This window comes from Paenibacillus sp. LjRoot153 (assembly GCF_964253085.1).
GTDB lineage: Bacteria > Bacillota > Bacilli > Paenibacillales > NBRC-103111 > Paenibacillus_E.
This window is the reverse complement of sequence record NZ_CAXUQH020000001.1, coordinates 8,044,035-8,059,343: the sequence shown is the minus strand read 5'-3', so window position 1 is coordinate 8,059,343 and position 15,309 is coordinate 8,044,035. Positions and strand designations below refer to the sequence as shown.

At 46.4% G+C, this 15,309-nt stretch carries 16 protein-coding genes; 8 read left to right on the top strand and 8 right to left on the bottom strand.

Features of this window, described 5'->3' with window-relative positions; genetic code table 11:
• Nucleotides 1-91 precede the first annotated feature (91 nt).
• Entirely contained in the window at nucleotides 92-442 is a 351-nt protein-coding gene (locus tag ACSQ8P_RS35030) for a winged helix-turn-helix transcriptional regulator (RefSeq protein ID WP_436239349.1), read from the top strand.
• A gap of 181 nt (nucleotides 443-623) precedes the next feature.
• Here the strand turns inward: ACSQ8P_RS35030 and ACSQ8P_RS35025 are convergent, their stop codons facing one another.
• A complete protein-coding gene (locus ACSQ8P_RS35025; protein WP_436239348.1) occupies nucleotides 624-1,634 on the bottom strand; it encodes a glycosyltransferase in 1,011 nt (336 codons plus the stop codon).
• A 17-nt stretch (nucleotides 1,635-1,651) separates the two neighbouring features.
• Nucleotides 1,652-2,611 carry a phosphodiester glycosidase family protein gene (locus ACSQ8P_RS35020; protein ID WP_436239347.1) on the bottom strand — a complete coding sequence of 320 codons (960 nt, stop codon included), beginning with the start codon at nucleotides 2,609-2,611 and terminating at the stop codon, nucleotides 1,652-1,654.
• 263 nt (nucleotides 2,612-2,874) lie between these two features.
• Here ACSQ8P_RS35020 and ACSQ8P_RS35015 point away from each other — a divergent pair, with 263 nt between their 5' ends.
• The 7 genes from ACSQ8P_RS35015 to ACSQ8P_RS34985 all read left to right on the top strand — a co-directional run bounded on the left by ACSQ8P_RS35015 (nucleotide 2,875) and on the right by ACSQ8P_RS34985 (nucleotide 7,461).
• Nucleotides 2,875-4,071, top strand: coding sequence for an Alp7A family actin-like protein (locus tag ACSQ8P_RS35015; RefSeq protein ID WP_436239346.1), 1,197 nt, complete (start codon nucleotides 2,875-2,877; stop codon nucleotides 4,069-4,071).
• On the top strand, nucleotides 4,068-4,430 hold the full coding sequence (locus tag ACSQ8P_RS35010) for a hypothetical protein (RefSeq protein WP_436239345.1): 363 nt from the start codon (nucleotides 4,068-4,070) through the stop codon (nucleotides 4,428-4,430). The genes ACSQ8P_RS35015 and ACSQ8P_RS35010 overlap by 4 nt, the downstream gene beginning before the upstream one ends.
• Nucleotides 4,431-4,482: 52 nt before the next feature.
• Nucleotides 4,483-4,941 (top strand): hypothetical protein, encoded by a 459-nt coding sequence (locus ACSQ8P_RS35005; RefSeq protein WP_436239344.1) that lies wholly within the window; start codon nucleotides 4,483-4,485, stop codon nucleotides 4,939-4,941.
• 99 nt (nucleotides 4,942-5,040) lie between these two features.
• A complete protein-coding gene (locus ACSQ8P_RS35000; RefSeq protein WP_436239343.1) occupies nucleotides 5,041-5,217 on the top strand; it encodes a hypothetical protein in 177 nt (58 codons plus the stop codon).
• Nucleotides 5,218-5,387: 170 nt separating this feature from the next.
• The gene (locus ACSQ8P_RS34995; protein WP_436239342.1) at nucleotides 5,388-5,909 is read left to right on the top strand and encodes a TetR/AcrR family transcriptional regulator; all 522 of its coding nucleotides are present in this window, start codon (nucleotides 5,388-5,390) and stop codon (nucleotides 5,907-5,909) included.
• A 113-nt stretch (nucleotides 5,910-6,022) separates the two neighbouring features.
• Nucleotides 6,023-6,973 carry an NAD(P)H-binding protein gene (locus ACSQ8P_RS34990; RefSeq protein WP_436239341.1) on the top strand — a complete coding sequence of 317 codons (951 nt, stop codon included), beginning with the start codon at nucleotides 6,023-6,025 and terminating at the stop codon, nucleotides 6,971-6,973.
• A gap of 281 nt (nucleotides 6,974-7,254) precedes the next feature.
• Entirely contained in the window at nucleotides 7,255-7,461 is a 207-nt protein-coding gene (locus ACSQ8P_RS34985; RefSeq protein ID WP_436239340.1) for a hypothetical protein, read from the top strand.
• Nucleotides 7,462-7,939: 478 nt separating this feature from the next.
• Here the strand turns inward: ACSQ8P_RS34985 and ACSQ8P_RS34980 are convergent, their stop codons facing one another.
• The 6 genes from ACSQ8P_RS34980 to ACSQ8P_RS34955 all read right to left on the bottom strand — a co-directional run bounded on the left by ACSQ8P_RS34980 (nucleotide 7,940) and on the right by ACSQ8P_RS34955 (nucleotide 15,304).
• On the bottom strand, nucleotides 7,940-9,406 hold the full coding sequence (locus ACSQ8P_RS34980; protein WP_436239339.1) for a methyl-accepting chemotaxis protein: 1,467 nt from the start codon (nucleotides 9,404-9,406) through the stop codon (nucleotides 7,940-7,942).
• 100 nt (nucleotides 9,407-9,506) lie between these two features.
• Nucleotides 9,507-10,520, bottom strand: coding sequence for an extracellular solute-binding protein (locus tag ACSQ8P_RS34975; protein ID WP_436239338.1), 1,014 nt, complete (start codon nucleotides 10,518-10,520; stop codon nucleotides 9,507-9,509).
• A gap of 78 nt (nucleotides 10,521-10,598) precedes the next feature.
• Nucleotides 10,599-11,675, bottom strand: coding sequence for an ABC transporter ATP-binding protein (locus ACSQ8P_RS34970; protein WP_436239337.1), 1,077 nt, complete (start codon nucleotides 11,673-11,675; stop codon nucleotides 10,599-10,601).
• A gap of 36 nt (nucleotides 11,676-11,711) precedes the next feature.
• Nucleotides 11,712-13,370: an ABC transporter permease gene (locus tag ACSQ8P_RS34965; protein ID WP_436239336.1), complete on the bottom strand. Its 1,659-nt coding sequence runs from the start codon at nucleotides 13,368-13,370 to the stop codon at nucleotides 11,712-11,714.
• 89 nt (nucleotides 13,371-13,459) lie between these two features.
• The gene (locus tag ACSQ8P_RS34960) at nucleotides 13,460-14,494 is read right to left on the bottom strand and encodes an ABC transporter substrate-binding protein (RefSeq protein ID WP_436239335.1); all 1,035 of its coding nucleotides are present in this window, start codon (nucleotides 14,492-14,494) and stop codon (nucleotides 13,460-13,462) included.
• A gap of 24 nt (nucleotides 14,495-14,518) precedes the next feature.
• Nucleotides 14,519-15,304, bottom strand: a complete 786-nt coding sequence (locus ACSQ8P_RS34955; RefSeq protein ID WP_056622518.1) for a DUF3919 family protein — start codon at nucleotides 15,302-15,304, stop codon at nucleotides 14,519-14,521.
• Between the last annotated feature and the right edge of the window lie 5 nt (nucleotides 15,305-15,309).

Here is a 15,309-nt window from a genome sequence, read left to right as displayed (position 1 = left end):
TAAACGCAAGTATTCGATTAAGGAAGTAGGCACTTTTACTAAACATAGTAAATAAAAAGTTACCTAACAAAGAGAAGTGTGGGAGGTTTTTATGAAAGAGTATTGTAAATTTGAATCGGCGCTGAGTATTTTAGTAGGAAAATGGAAGCCTGTCATTCTGCTTCAGCTGATTTCAAACGGCACAATGAGATTCAGCGAGCTTCAAAAAGCGATACCGGATATAAATAAGAAGATGCTTACCCAACAATTAAAAGAACTTGCGTATAACGATATCGTACATCGCGAGGTGTACAACCAAATCCCTCCGAAAGTAGAATATTCGATTTCGGATTACGGCAAAGGTTTAAGTGCGGTGTTACAGCCATTGAACGATTGGGGAGCCGCTCATATTGCGCATATGGCGTCGTTATACGGCGTAGATCGCTCATCCACGAAAGACTGATTACGGTACCGGAACAGCGTAAGCAACAGCAGGTTGGTCAATATCCTTTAGGTTATAAATTCATCCAATAGTAAGCTCTAGTAAAGAAACCACTCCATGACTAAACTGTACCCTATCGAGAGACTTTTTAAAGTGTCTACTCAATAGGGTACAGTTTATAAGGAAGTGGCTTTTTGCTTTTTTAATATACGAATTTTCGCTGTGCCCAATAACTGAATGAGAATAAGAAGGCTTCCGTCATGAGCTTTGCAGCTATGAGCGGGATGCCGATGCTTTCGTGAAAAAGGTACATAATACTGTAATTTAACAACATGATAATGATAACTAGAGAGAAATACCGGGGCAACGATTTGCGGATAGCCGCTCCGTTCCTTTTGGCAAAAACAAATTTGCGATTCATTGTGTAATTGAACATGGAACTGAATAGTCGTGATCCAATGACGGATACGAGCAAATTTGAGGTTATCCCTTGCAGCAAGAGCAGCAGCATGAAGTCCAAGATCGCCGCGAATCCCGAAGACGCACAGAACTTCAGGAAAGGAAAGTAAACTCTGGCAGAATCGGCGAGTGGGCGAAAATGCGAAGATTTATTGTCGTCCAAATAGATGGTGTCGATCGGCACCTCAACCAAGTCGTACCCCACACGGGGAGCCTCGAGAAGCATGTTCATTTCATATTCGAAACGATTGCCTGGAATTTGGCACAGCCAATCCAACATCTCGGAGGAATAGCCCCGCAGGCCAGTTTGCGTATCTTGTATGGGTTTACCTGTCGCAAAAGCGTATACCATTCTCGTTGCGGAATTCCCGATGCGGCTGCGCATAGGAACTTTACCCGTAAATTGTCTGCTGCCCAGCACGATATGATTGCGATGCTCACGAACGGCTTCCGTGAGCCTTAGAATATCTTCCGGCAAATGCTGTCCATCACTGTCGGCGCAGACAACGCCATCTCTTTCGCCATGCTGTCTCACATAATCAAAACCCGTTTTCAATGCACTGCCTTTGCCTTGGTTAATCTGGTGCGTTAGCACGGTACAGCCTGCTTGTTTCGCTGAATCAAAAATACCGCGGTATTCTTCACCGCTGCCATCGTCAACGACAAGGATCGAAGCGTCGCTAACTTCCTTTAGCTTATGGATAAGAGAAAGTAACCTTTCGTCCGGCTCGTAGGAGGGGATAAGGATGGTCATAGTATCAGTCCTCCTTGCTAGGATTTAGGAATGTAGATAATGTCGCTTACGCCTCGTTCATTGCCTTTGCCAAGCGGATTATTAACGACTCTACCCATGAAATACATCGTGGACGAGCCACCGCCATCGAGATTGTAAGCTTCGGTAGCGCCAAGTTCATGGAATAGATTCGCGAACTCGTTTAACGTCATGCCTCGGCTATAATTGGCTTTTCGTCCGTCGACCACGACAAACAAAAAGTGATTCGGCGAAATCATCCCAATGCCGGTTCGCGGATTGGCATCTTGAATCGATCGGTTTCCGAAGTTTTTGTCAATTTGCACGGTGCTGAAATCCCCGGCTACTTCGCCATTAGTCACAAGAGTAGGGCCGAAGGAAAAGGTATTTGTAGTCCCCTCAGCGAGCAAATCTTGAGAAGATATCTCCTCTTCGTTGTAAGCTTGCAAAGTGCCGTTGCTGAGTAAGGCCAGACCGTCACGTGCAGGTTCATCGCGGTAAACGGTACCGCCTCGGATGATGACGCCGTCGTTACGAAAGCCGTAATAGTCGCCGTTAATCGCGAATATAGCGTTGTTGCTTGCAGCAATCTTCGAAGTGTTTTCGATGATGTTCGTGCCGAAGGCATTTTTAGCGAATGCTGTGAGCAGGTTTGTGGTCTTGTTGAAAGTCACATCTGCGACGAAATAGGTGATCGTATCGGCTCCGGAACCCGTTTGAACCTTTTTGATATGAATTGTTTCATTGTCGTCTTCATAATTCCAATCATCGGATTGGGCTTGTGCGGCTACTTGTTTCACGGGCAAATCTTGCGTTACAACGTTATTCGGGGAGACGACAACTTCGACATGCTCGAATAAATAACGATTGGCAAGCCCATATAGAATCGCAGCGATGATAATCAGTAATGTAGCGATGATGGTGATAATTTTGGTTCTTTTTCGCTGACGGAAAATGATGATCACTCCTCTCAGGTTCATAAAACCATCTTAGAGCGGCAACCTTTAATGAATCTTAAATGCCAGCAGGATATGCAAGTGAGTGACTGTTATCACACGGAGATAAAGTTCAAATTGTACAATTTAAGCTCTAAACTTTAAGCTCTAAACTTTAAACTTTAAATGCTAAACTTCATGTCCACCCCAAATCGAAATTGTTAAAAATTCCTAATAACCGTCTTAAATCGCCTCTATCAACCGAATCTATTTATAGTATTTAAATAAGGTTGGGAGAGGAAATAGACATGGCTAAACATGATATTCTTACCACAACTATTCACTTATCCATTGATAACGGCAGCAGTCATATTAAAGGTATATATGACGATTTGAACAACAGCTTTATTTTCCCTAATGTTGTCGCACAACCTTTTGGAGAGCGCTTTTTGCTGATGGAACAAGGAGATCCCTTGGATTTCTTAGATGTGCAAATCACATCTCCGGCGATTGATACGGAGCAATATCGTCATGTCTACGTTGGAAACTTGGCTATCGGGGACGAAGGGATCGTTCATGAAATCGTAGGAGATAAAGCGGTACAAAAAAAGGCTCAGCGGCCTGAAACGATGGTTACTCTGCTAACGGCTGCGGCATATGCCATTGCTATGAAGCATGAGGCTGCTATTAAACGCGGTAAGAACCGCATTAAGGCTACGGTGCACTTAGGAACGGGATTACCGATAAGAGAAATTACGAAATTTAGCGAGGAATTTGCACATAAGATAACAGGAGGCGTTCATTCCATTACGTTTGTTACGACACCAATATTTAAAGGAGTAACGGTGGAGATGGAATTTACGCTGCCATCGGACATTAGCATTGACGATGTGTCAGGTGTTTATGATATGGAGGCTACAGCCAAGTCACAGCTGTCACATAAAGGTTTCGGGATTGCAGATGTTGGCGGTGTCGATATGGATATTGCTTTTTTCAGACCAGGGCTTGATCTGGATCAACGGCATTCAACGGGGGCTAAAATCTATTTAAACGATGCTTTAGAAAGCATACGTAATGAAATCAACGCCCAAGGAGAAGAGCTAATCTCAAGCACAGCGGAACTGACGATCATGCTAGTCAACAAGGAGTATGAAATTTACGCTGAGGGTAAAGTAGCGTTTGACATGACGAATCTCGTAAACCGTCACATGCGTATCCTAGCCGAAAAGGTGTTAAAATACGCCCGTAACTCGTGGAAACATGTCCGCTATGCCAACGAGTTTTGGTTTATCGGTGGCGGGGCCATCGTTCTTCAACCTTGGATCGAGAAATTAAATGCCGAGTTAGGCTTGCCGATCCGATTTGATAAATCAGAGTACAGTCAATTCCGTAATGTTCGCGGTACTTTCTTTCTGCTGGAGCATGCCTTGAAACATACGAATAATGAAGCAGCGGCAAGCATGGAAACCCAGAAGGAAACTGAGGCTGGGAGCGGAGCGGATTGAAGAAACGGAGATCGACTGTTTTGGTGAGTCCGGGTAAGGATGTAACGCTATACATTCCGACAGAAACACCGCCAGAGGTCATTGCGTATATGAACCAGTTGAAAGCTGAAGGCATGTTTAGTCATGGCATTATGGATATTTTGACAAAGCATATCCTTCACGAACAAACGATAGCGACGTTGGTTGGTGAAGAGGATCCAAATCAGGTTATCGAATCATTTGTAGAGGATGATATTTTCTTTACCGCACCCATGGAACACCAGGAATCTGTGGATATCCCGGTTTCTAGCAGACAGAAGAACTTCAGTTTAGAAGACATATTTCGGCAAGCCGGTCGGAATGCTGGCAAGCTTATGTAGGATTTGACTGGGTGGGGTGAACTCCGATCATATTGAAAAGGAGGACATCGAAATGTCTAACGCACAAGTAAGTGAGGGTACACGTAATTTTGCACTTTCAGATGATATTTTCCGTCAACCAGGCCTAGATTTGTGTTCTCAAATGGTCTACATTATTTTGAAAAGCTTTGGCTCCGAGTCAAATTTCCCTGGGTTATCGGAGATTGCCATCCTTGGGAGAATGACGGATAAGCAGGCGATGAAGGCGCTGCAAGATCTTGTAGAACTTAAAATCCTTCCGCATAAACTGTTTCGCCGGATGGTGGGAGACTTCCAAGATGACCGCCTCTCATGGGCGGCTAAGGGTTTACTTATCTTTTGCAAAGAGAACCCGCACATTCATTTGCATGACTTGCTGGAATTAACGAGCCAATCGGGTGAGGATGAGCTTAGCATTCGCAATTCGTTACGAGAGTTAAGTCAATACGGCTACCTGGATGACTACCCAGAATGGCTGCAAATCGCGAACTGAGATGAGCGAGGATGGTTTGGAGCCAAATGAGACACACTAAAGCGTATGCCAAGGCCAACGCGTCTGGCAACCCAACCATTAACGCTAAGGGGTGATCATGTGAGCGGAAGAAATAATAAGCCGGATAATGACGGCCCAGCAGGGAAGCCAGGCAGGCTTGACCAGTATGGTGACAAGCTGGGATCGAGCAATGAGGCAGAGTTTGAAGCGGCAGCCAATCAGGCATGCGACGTTTCCTCGACAGAGGATTTGACCGATCAGGGGCAGCACGAATAAAGGGCTTCGTTAAAGTTGACACAGTAAGGCCATCCTACCTAGGATGGTCTGTTTGATGTCTTATCTTTGATGGTAAACGGCGAATCGTTCGGGTGGCGCTTTTATTCGTTTCTTGTTACACTAGTTTATGATTGATTAATCACTCATTACACATGAGGGGAGCTTTTTACATGGCAAAAGACGAAACCGTTTCGGTCAATCGCCGAACTGACATTATATCGGCCGCCATTGAGGTTTTTGCGGAAACAGGCTATTATCGTACGACGACAGCGCAGGTGGCGCAGCGCGCAGGCATTTCACAGCCGTATGTTTTCCGCTTTTTTGCAACCAAAGAGGCGTTGATGCTCGCGGCTCTGGAAGCCTCTTGGGCAAGAATTGCAGAATCCTTCTGCCAAGTCATTGCCACTGCTTCGCCGAATGGATTGGAGCAGGAGCTGATTACTGCCTATGAGGAAATCCTAACTGCTCACAAGCCAGAGATGCTGCTTCAGATGCAGGCGCAAACCATGCAGGAGGAATCGATCCGCGAAGCGATGCAGGCCGGTTTTAGAGAGATTCGAGGCATTGTGCTTGAAGCCTTCCAGAAGAATGCAATTCCGAATTCGGAGGAGAGGACGCTGCTCTTTCTTGCGCGGGGCATGCTTTGTAATATTTCTATGGCACTGGGCTTGCCAGAGCTGATGAAGAGTTAAAAGGCTGCAAAGCCGAAACATTTAGTTATTGATCAATCACTAACCATCTGATATAGTGGCACTATTAAGTTAGTGATTGATCAATTACAAACCAAATTGAGGAGATGTTTAATATGCAAAAAGCGATTGTTATTGGAGCAACTGGCGGAACCGGTGCCGCTGTCACGGAGGAATTAGTGAATAGGGGAATTCCCGTCATTGCATTCGGGCGTTCGCTCGCGAAGCTGGAGCAGTTCGCTGCTAGGTTAGGTCATCCAACACATCTGACACTTGCCGTAGGGGATGCCTTCTTAGCAGATGATGTGGTAGCCGCGGCCCAAGGTACGGACGTCCTGTTCCACTGCGCAAACGTTCCTTACCATGAGATGGCTACGCGGCTGCTTCCGCTGGGAGAGGCTGTTATGGAGGCTGCTGACCGATTGGGTCTCAAAGTGGTCGCGGTCGATGGCATCTACCCCTATGGAAGAAAACAAATGGATTTCGTGACGGAGAAGCACCCTAAACAGCCTCACACGCGAAAAGGACAGATTAGGCTGCAATTTGAACAGATGGTTTTCGACAAGCGTTGGAAGCAAGCACGCCCATTGATCGCTCGTCTACCCGATTATTATGGCCCAACGGCGAATCAAGCCTCGTATCTAGGTTCTACGTTAGAAGCTATTGCAGTTGACAAGATGGCTTTCTTCATTGGGAACATGCATGTACCTCGCGAGTACGTGTATTTACCAGATGCGGCTAAAATGCTCGTGGAGCTTGCGATGAATGAGCATGCCTTTGGTCAGGAATGGAACATTCCTGGTGGGGGAACGATTTCCGGCCATGATATTGTCCGCATCGCGCGCCGAGCTAGCGGCACTTCCAAACCTGTGCTCTCCTTAGGGAGGATTGGCCTTTCTTTAATGGGATTATTCGTTCCAGTCATGAAAGAAGTCGTGGAAATGCTATATTTGACGACGGATCCGCTTCGCCTTAGTGGCGAGAAGTACGAACGTTGGATAGGGCCAGTCCCAGCAATCAGCTTCGAGGAGGGCATTACCGCTACGATTCATCGGTTAAAGCGGTAGACAGAGAGGAGTAGTAGGAGCAGGGAAAACGTATTTCCTCGTTTCATGTGGGGGGTTCGTAAGGAGTTAAATGGATATTCTACAGCTATTTTCGCGGGGAATTCTATTTTAGGAGGATTAAATGGATTTACTACAACTAATTTGGCTCCTATAGCTTAGTTTGACGAAATTGTCCGAAAGTAACTGGAGTAAATCCAGTTACTTGCTCTAGGAAGACGAAATCGCAAAAATTAGATGCAGAAAATCCAGCTATTCTCATAGGGAGAACGTACCGAACAAGCATGTCCCGATTAAACAAGGCCATCCTTTCTCGACCAGTTATTACGTTCAAAAACTTAGAACTTACAGGGGATAGTAAGATAGGTGTAGACGATATCGCTATCATTGCCAGTTCTGCTGAATCGGATGTGGATATGAATCAGGATGGTATTTTCGACCGCGAGGATGTTAGCAGGTTATTAAGTCAGATTTCAAGGGTAGTCGAATAAGCGATGCACAGCTAATTAGCCTGCAAACGATTCAAATCGTATGCAAGGCTTTTATTTTTTGGATTGTATCAAATTCAGCTATCTGCTCATAATAAGCTCGCACTATCTAAAACCTATATTTCAAGGAGCGTGAGCAACATGTCAGGTCACAAACAGCAAGGGCAATCCAGAAAAAATACAACCACACGAACACAGGACCAGAGCAGCAACAAGGGTGGAAAATAACGCTGATCGTACATGAGGAGGCTGGATTATGCTCGAAAATGTAGAAAGCAATTATGATTGCGCGAATGCGGGAGATGATTTACACAATTTAATACAGGAACTTGAACAGTTCCATGGCTCTGAAGAGCAGTGCAATCGGCTTAAAAATCAGATCCATTTTATACAGAATAAATGTTCCATCACGCATGAACATAACCCTAAATAAAGAAAAGTCCATGCCTCTATTTCAGAGGCGTGGATTTTTTAAATGACATTAACCCTTTGTCATCCGGTTGAGATCGGAAGTGAGTTTATCGAGCTGAAGGAAGCTTTCTAGAATGTCGCTAATGCGGCTGTCTTGTGTCGTCATACTTGCGGACATTTCTTGGATGGACGCCATGTTTTCTTCGGTAATACCAGCAATCGTGACGATCTGCTCCGTGATTCGAGTGTACTGTTGGTGAAGATTCTCCGCTGATTGTTCCACGTGAGTGGACTGGCTCTCCAGTTGGCCTGCATCGGTCGCCAGTGCATGCATGACTTGTACGACTTTCTGCGCGGCATCACTGCCATTCGCTACGGATTGCTGCCCCTGCAAGACTTGCGCCGCGGCTAGGGTTGTTTTCGAGCGAATATCCTCGAGAATACTTTCGATCTGCTCGGTAGATTGCTGCGAGGTTTCGGCCAATTTACGAATTTCGTGAGAAACAACGCCGAATCCTCTACCGTGCTCGCCTGCACGTGCGGCTTCGATTGCTGCGTTCAGCGCGAGCAAATTCGTCTGCGTCGAAATATGCTTAATCGTCGCGACAATATCACTGATTCGTGAGTTCTGACTGTCTAGATCATTCATCAACTGAACGGAAGAATCCATGGTCTCGTGAGCACTCTTCATTTGTGCCTCCAAGGACTCTGCTTCTTCACTCCCCACCTGGGTCAGTTGGGCAGAGCTTACGGAGAGATTTCTCATTTCCGTTGAGCGGTCAGCTAAGGATGTGACGGATTGCTCGATATGACGAATGGATTCGCTAATATCATTAATGCTGGACGTTTGCGTTTCGGTGCTTGCGGTAATTTCCCCGAAGGCTAAGGTTACTTCTTTGGAAATAGTGCCCGTTGCAGTGGCATTCTGCTTCAGATTAGAGCTGAATTCGGTCAGTGAGACTAGCGAAGAGGACACCAGATTAACCAATTCGACGGATTTGTTTTTCTCAAAAACAGCCTGCTCGCGCTCGGAAAAAATAGTGGTTTGCAATTTCTCGCTGAATCTTGTAGATGCGAATAACGGCACGGCGATAAAAGCAAGATACATAAACATCGTAACAATGTTGTTTTCACCGAATATTTCTGTTTTATAGGGGCTAAGGAAGAAGTAGATAGTTAAAATAGCCCCCATAAAACTGGAAAAAGCAATCGCTCGAGAACTGCTGTATAAGGTCATGATGGCTAGATTAACGTAGATAAGCAGGTAAGTTGTTAGGATAGGACCCGTAAGCATTAATAACCAGATCAGGAGTGTAACGATGGCGGATATGATATACATGATGTAGGATGTAAGCCAACGTTTGTAGGTAAGAACGGTAGCCACGCCGCTAGTCAATGTGCCGACGACGAGCAGGACGATAATCGAATCCATACCAGCGCCAGTCAGGAAATCAACGGCTATGCCAAGGACCAGCATCCCCCAAATAATATTCACAAGCAGTTTGTTGCGGCGGTGCAATGTCTCTAAATAATTCATGATCCGTCCACCTTTTCCGTATAAAGTTACGATAAGATGATACCACGAAACGACAAATTTTTACATAAAAACAACAGCGCAAGCATGCGCCCCTTAAAATTTACTCTAGTGCTTCCCGCCATTGGTTTAGCAGCTTTTCATGCTGCTGTGCAGCTAGATCAAAGCGGTACGCAGCAAGGAGATTCTCCAGCTTCACTGGCGCAAGGAGCGGATTCACAGGGATATTTGGCGCTACAGGGAAGGAAAAGGCCGTGTTCATGTAATCAGTTTGAACCTCTTTGGAGAGCATGAAATCAACAAGCTGTTTGGCCGCGGCAGGATTGTTGCCTCCCTTCAGAATGGAGACAGCACCAATCTCCCAGCCTGCTTGCGGTGGAATAAACGAGCTTATGTTATAGCCTGAGTTTTTGAAACGCAGCTGGTCGCTTAAGAAGGAGACGGCCGCTGCCACTTCACCTTCAGCTAGATGCTGTGCGCTCGTGTTGCCGGCGAACGTCATGGAGGCGCTTTGCTTCTTCAACGCTTGCATGAGATCAATCGCTGCGCTGTCCCCGCGCTGCTGGGCAACCGATGCGAGCAGCGTGTAGCCTGTCCCCGACGTCTCGGGGTCGGGGATTTCGATCTTGCCCTTGAGTTCAGGGCGCAGCAGATCCTCGTACCGCTGTGGCAGCGGGAGATTCGCCAGCTGTGGATCTTGCTGCCAGACGGTTTGGTTGACGCCAATGGCCAGTGCACCCATGTAAATGCCGGTCCAATAACCGTCCGTATCTTTGTACTTGGAGGGGATGCTGCTAGCGGAGGCAGATGAATAACGAAGCGATTTGCTCTTATTCTTGAGCTGCTCGTGTAGATCCGCAGGGCCACCGAGCACGACATCAATACCCGTTTTGCCTAGCGTCAGCAGGTGGTAGCTCGCTTCACCACTGGACATCCGGATGATATCGTAAGGCTGATCCGTTTTTTCCTTGAACGTCTCGAGCAGAATTTTCCCTGCATCCTCCTGGAAGATGACGTATACCTTAAGAGGCTGGTTACTTTTCTTCTCCCCGAAGACGAGATATCCAAGATACACCCCAATACCGACTATCAGCACGAGCAATCCTTTTTTCCACATGGCGAAACTCCCTTCTGAACAGCCAAAAAAGGAAACCAAAGTTTCCCTTTTCAACCCGCTGCTATTTCATATGTCCAACTAACTTAGTTTAATTAAATGAATTTTATCATCGGCTGCACTAATCGTGACATTCCCCTGGTATCTTGTCAAACCGATATCATACGCATCGACAATCCATTCTTTCATATCATCATCTAAAATGAAGTATCGTTCCTTCTCGCCGAGGAACATGGAAGATTTTACGAAGCCGCTCACCATAAATTCGCCGGCATTCGTTGCATTAATACGCATGGACTCAGGTCGAATACTGAGCAGCACTTTTTCACCTGCTGTCACAGCTTCATCAATCGTCACGCTTGCCGTACGTTTGCTCGTGCCATATTCCACAGTGGCTTTGCCATTTGAAGATTCACGTACAACGGCATCAACGAAATTCGTTGTACCAATAAAGTCGGCGACGTAAGGCGTGCGAGGCTTGTAATAAATGTCATGCGGCGTGCCGTACTGATCAATCGCTCCTTTGTTGAAGACAACGATGTGATCGGACATCGATAAGGCTTCAAGTTGGTCATGGGTGACATAAATGACCGTTAAACCAAGCTCTTGTTGGATGCTGCGCAGCTCCACACGTACCTCTTCACGCAGCTTCGCATCCAAATTGCTTAGCGGCTCGTCGAGCAGGATGATTGGCGAGTTCATGACGAGAGCCCGCGCCATAGCTACCCGCTGTTGTTGCCCCCCGGACATCTCGTGCGGATACCGCTCCTCAAGTCCGGTCAGTTTCACTTTAGCCATCGCAGACTTAACGCGATCCTGTATTTCCGCTTCAGGGCGCTTTTGAATATCGAGCCCGTAAGCTACATTATCGAATACCGTCATATGCGGGAACAATGCATATTCCTGGAATACCATCGGTGTTCCGCGTTTATAAGGGGGCAAATCGTTGACGAGCTGGCCATCAATCTTGATTTCACCCTCATCAATGGTATAAAAGCCTGCTATCGAGCGCAACAGAGTCGTTTTCCCACATCCACTTGGACCGAGAAATGTAATGAACTTCCCGCTTTCAATCTGTAAATTGATCTGTTTGAGAACGTGATTGCTGCCAAACACCTTACTCACATTTTTTAAATCTAACAATATATGTGAACTCATGATTCTCACTCCTTAGGACGTCAGTGTTACGTATAGTTAGAAATCGAATATTTTGACCTTCGAACGGAAAATGAGCTTCATCACACCAAGCGTAGCTAGCGTTGTCCCCATCAAACCGACGGCAACAGCCGCTGCCCAGTAGTAAGTGCCGGTCTCTGCATAATTGAAGATGGATACAGCGGCGACGACCCATTTGGGCGTAATAAGAAAGACAATTGTGCTTAGGGTGTTCATATTTTTCATAAATGCATAGACGAAGTTCGCAACGATGGTCTTTTGCAGCATAGGAAATACGATGGTTGTTAATGTGCGGCGGCTGTCTGCGCCAAGATTCGTTGCGGCTTCCTCAATCGATTTATCTACCTGCTTGAAGGAAGCGGTGAGTCCGCGATAGCCGACTGGCATCTGCTTAAGGAGCATGGCAACGATAATGAGAATGGCTGACCCTTGCAGCATGATAGGTCCATTACTGAAAGCGACGATCAAGGCTAGACCAACGAACGTCCCAGGCAAAGCAATTGGTAATACAGCTGTGAAATCCAGCAGCTTTTTGCCGGGGAACGGCTTGCGTACAACCACATAGGCCAACACAAGGGCGAAGCCAACAGCCAGAATAGAACTGATGAGCGACAAGACTAAGCTGTTCATGACAGCGGGGCTGGAGGGGTTAAAGACGATTTTGAACATATGATCCAGCGTAAAGGTGTTGTCCCGTCCGAAGTTTTTGGTAAAAGCAAACAGGATGGTGATCGCGAACATGGACAAGATGAAGAGCGCCATCATGCTGTTGAATATGAAAAGGAAGATATCTGTCTTGCGGGAAGTCTTCACCCGGTTGAGTCCTGAAACAGGCTTTCCAGTGATGGTCGAGTAGGAGCCTTTGGACAGCAGCTTGGCTTGAATCATGAATACCAACAGGGCAGGAATGACGAGAATGATACCCATGACGGATGCGAGTCCAGGCTCGTTATTAATGATTTCTCCGTAGATTTCAACAGCTAAGAGAGAGTAATTCCCCCCAATCAGCTTGGGATTCCCAAAGTCGGCAAAACAGTTGATTGCGACGAGTAGAAAAGCGTTAATGACGCCGGGAAGTGCTAATTTTAACGTAATGGTGCGGAAAAGTTTGAAGCCGCGTGCACCAAGATTCTGAGCAGCGATTTCCAGATTTGGCGAAATGGAGCGAAGGACGCCTGTTATGGTCATGTAGGCAAGCGGAAAATACGAAATCGTTTGTACGATCCAGAGGCCCGGAAGTCCGTATAAGTCCAGTTCTACGTTAAACCATGCTTTCATGGTTTGGGATACCATACCTCCTCTGCCGAATAAAAGCAGGAAGGCTAGTCCGGTCATGACTGAAGGTGCGAGAATCGGGAGGAAGGCGATAAAGCGGAAAAACTTTTTCCCCACGATGTTGCTGTAATGAATCGAGTACGCATAAATAAAGCCACAGATGGTTGCGGTTAGTGCGGATAGGGAGGAGCTGACAACCGTATTGAGCAGAGCCTTAGCATACCGGCTTTTGCTGAAAAAAGTTGTCCAATCCGTTGCTCCTGGCAGCGCTATCACATAAATAAGCGGATAAATTACGAAGAGACAGAGAACAGCGAAACTGATGAGGACAAGGATCAGCGATGATGGATCTTTCATCAGTCTGCCGATCGACGAACCCATTCCCTTTTTTTCTATGATCATAAGGGGTTCACGACCACCTTCCAAATTCATTGTGTAGGAGGGCATTGATCAGCATAAGAAGCATACATCAATGCCCTGTACATAGGCTCTTATTTGAGATCTTTTAGTGCATCTTGCAGCTCTTTACGCTGTTCGGCAGCTTTCCATAAGCTGTAGGTGGTGTTATATTTCGTTGTTTTGATATCAATGCCGCCTTTAGGGATTGGTACAGTAGGTTTCACGGAACTTGCAAAAGCAGACTCGGTGTAAAGAAGTCCAGGTTCATTGGTTAACATATAATCCATTAGTTTCTTAGCGCCCGCTGTGTTAGCGCCGCCTTTCACGACAGCCAATCCACCAACCTCATAGCCTGCGGCTTCAGGGACGATACTAACAATCGGGTTACCTTGATTTTTCATCTTTAACTGGTCACCAAGGAAAGTAATACCGATCGTGTACTCGCCTTTGGCTGCCTTCTGAATCGGCTCAATGCCGGATTTCGGTCTTTCCTTGAGATTTAGAAGAAGTTTGGCAACATACTTCAGCATCTCATCTTTACCCCATACTTGCGCCAGCGAAGCTACCGCTGTGTAGGCTGTACCCGAAGTAGCAGGGTCGGACATTCCGATCTCGCCTTTAAATTTCGGATCCAGCAGCTCTTGGAAGGTCTGCGGGTAAGGGGCTGCAGCATATTTCTCTTTCCAACGCTGTTCGTTGATACCAATAGCGATAGGATTTAGATAGAATCCGGTCCAGAAGCCTTCTTTGTCCTTCATATTGTCAGGAATATCTTTGGCATTCGGTGAAATGTAAGCTTCAAGTGCACCTGCTTTTTTCAGTACCTCATGCGAATCAGCGGGACCGCCCATCAGGAAGTCGGCCTGCGGCTTGCCCATCTCATTTTGTACACGGGTCACGGCCTCACCGCTTGGCAAACGAAGGACATCGTAGTCGATTCCTGTTTCTGCTTTGAATTTATCTAGAATCTTTCGGGCTTCTTCTTCTTGGAAGATAGAGTACACCGTAATTTTACCTTTCGATGTCCCGCCAAAAACACCGGATTTGTACAGGAAGAATCCTGCTACTAGTACGAGAACAATGACCGACACGATCATAATGGAACTATTGCTTTTCTTTCTAGCCATTTCATCAACCATCCCCTCGATATGTTAGGAGGCATCACTTAACTTGAAATAGGCTTTATGGTTGGTTTCATCTAACAAATCGAAAACGATGAAGTAAGCGTTATCATATCGGTCGAGATGCAGCCAATGCTTACCGTTCGCGGCTTCGTCGGTTAATTGTACGACATAATGGCTACTAGGCTGTTCAGCCATGAAGTCGAAATGACTGAAATCGATTAGCCTGACGGCAGTTCGCATTTGCGTCGTAAGTGCAGCCCGATCTGCCTCGGAAAGCGTTGTAAGAAGGCCATCTTGCAAACGAAATACTTGATGGTTCCTGTTTGCAATAACGCCACTAACTGTATCCGCAGTGAGCGTCTTATCGATGAGCATATTCTGCAGTTTCCGAATTTCAGCGCTTATTTCCAGTGAATTGACCGAGTCTGTTCCGAAGCGAAAGCCGCTGGTACCGATTTGGAATGGGATATCCTCCTGATCCAGATAGGCGATGGAGCCCGTTAACAGCAAACGTGAAGCGTTTGCACGCGTTTGCGGCTTTCCCCCGTTTAATATGCGGGTAAACGATGCTTTCCACGCAATCAACTCTTTCGGATCATCAATGGAAATCGTGCCAACGCCAGGATACGTCACGTTCATGCGCATAGGAACACCGTCGAACATATCACGGCTGTTTGCTTCCTTAGGGACGATACGCACTTCATCGACGCCGATACGAAACACATAGGCAAAAATGCCGATCAACGTACACCCAATAACGATTTGTAGTAAGATGAGACGCAACCATGAAAGCCCTTTCTTCTCCTCTTGCATGTAGA

Coding starts and splice junctions, on each gene's coding strand:
- ACSQ8P_RS35020 (WP_436239347.1), bottom strand. CDS start 2,611: ATGAACCTGAGAGGAGTGATCATCATTTTCCGTCAGCGAAAAAGAACC.
- ACSQ8P_RS34960 (WP_436239335.1), bottom strand. CDS start 14,494: ATGGCTAGAAAGAAAAGCAATAGTTCCATTATGATCGTGTCGGTCATT.
- ACSQ8P_RS35030 (WP_436239349.1), top strand. CDS start 92: ATGAAAGAGTATTGTAAATTTGAATCGGCGCTGAGTATTTTAGTAGGA.
- ACSQ8P_RS35025 (WP_436239348.1), bottom strand. CDS start 1,634: ATGACCATCCTTATCCCCTCCTACGAGCCGGACGAAAGGTTACTTTCT.
- ACSQ8P_RS35005 (WP_436239344.1), top strand. CDS start 4,483: ATGTCTAACGCACAAGTAAGTGAGGGTACACGTAATTTTGCACTTTCA.
- ACSQ8P_RS34955 (WP_056622518.1), bottom strand. CDS start 15,304: ATGCAAGAGGAGAAGAAAGGGCTTTCATGGTTGCGTCTCATCTTACTA.
- ACSQ8P_RS34965 (WP_436239336.1), bottom strand. CDS start 13,370: ATGATCATAGAAAAAAAGGGAATGGGTTCGTCGATCGGCAGACTGATG.
- ACSQ8P_RS34975 (WP_436239338.1), bottom strand. CDS start 10,520: ATGTGGAAAAAAGGATTGCTCGTGCTGATAGTCGGTATTGGGGTGTAT.
- ACSQ8P_RS34990 (WP_436239341.1), top strand. CDS start 6,023: ATGCAAAAAGCGATTGTTATTGGAGCAACTGGCGGAACCGGTGCCGCT.
- ACSQ8P_RS34995 (WP_436239342.1), top strand. CDS start 5,388: ATGGCAAAAGACGAAACCGTTTCGGTCAATCGCCGAACTGACATTATA.
- ACSQ8P_RS34980 (WP_436239339.1), bottom strand. CDS start 9,406: ATGAATTATTTAGAGACATTGCACCGCCGCAACAAACTGCTTGTGAAT.
- ACSQ8P_RS35015 (WP_436239346.1), top strand. CDS start 2,875: ATGGCTAAACATGATATTCTTACCACAACTATTCACTTATCCATTGAT.
- ACSQ8P_RS34985 (WP_436239340.1), top strand. CDS start 7,255: ATGTCCCGATTAAACAAGGCCATCCTTTCTCGACCAGTTATTACGTTC.
- ACSQ8P_RS34970 (WP_436239337.1), bottom strand. CDS start 11,675: ATGAGTTCACATATATTGTTAGATTTAAAAAATGTGAGTAAGGTGTTT.